The organism is Gluconobacter sp. P1D12_c (assembly GCF_018812105.1).
GTDB lineage: Bacteria > Pseudomonadota > Alphaproteobacteria > Acetobacterales > Acetobacteraceae > Gluconobacter > Gluconobacter oxydans_A.
Genome location: NZ_JACSIQ010000174.1, coordinates 1 through 612, shown reverse-complemented (window position 1 = coordinate 612; position 612 = coordinate 1). Strand labels below are relative to the sequence as shown.

Genomic DNA, 612 nt, shown 5'->3' with positions numbered 1-612 from the left:
CTGTTTGCATGTTGAAAATCCAGGCAAGCCGGTTCTCGTTTTTGGTCAGGATTTAGAAGCTCTTGAGCGTGAGCATGAGCAGGCTTGCGATGGTGCTGTTGATGTTCAGAAGAATGGCAAGAGCAGGAAAATCAGAAGCACTCAAAATACTATGGCGTGCATTGTTCTGTCTTGGCCAGGTGAGATGGATGCCGATTGTAAGCGTTGGCAAGCTCGGTCGGTCAAGTGGTTGCAGGACACKTATGGGGACCAGTTGAAGACAGTCATCAGGCATGATGATGAGGCTTTTCCTCATCTTCATGCTTTCATCGTTCCTGATGATTTGAAGGCGATCAGCTTACATCCTGGGGATAGTGCAAAGCAGAAGGCCAAGGCGGATGGGTTATCTCCAAAGGAACAAAATGAAGCCTATAAGCAATCGTTTAGAGATTGGCAGGACAGTTATTGGGATAAGGTCGGGAAGCCTTCTGGCTTAACTCGTATTGGTCCAGGTCGTAGGCGTTTAACTCGGGACCAGTGGAACCAGGAGAAGCAACAAGCCAAGGCTTTAGCTATTGCTCTGGCTGATGGTCGTGCTGTTGCAAAGCGTGTTGATGCTGCAAAAGCTAAGGC

General features: G+C 48.6%; 1 protein-coding gene. It reads left to right on the top strand.

From position 1 onward, the window contains the following. Window positions 1-612: plasmid recombination protein (locus KP705_RS16180; protein ID WP_215764982.1), on the top strand; the 612-nt coding region annotated here is incomplete at both ends.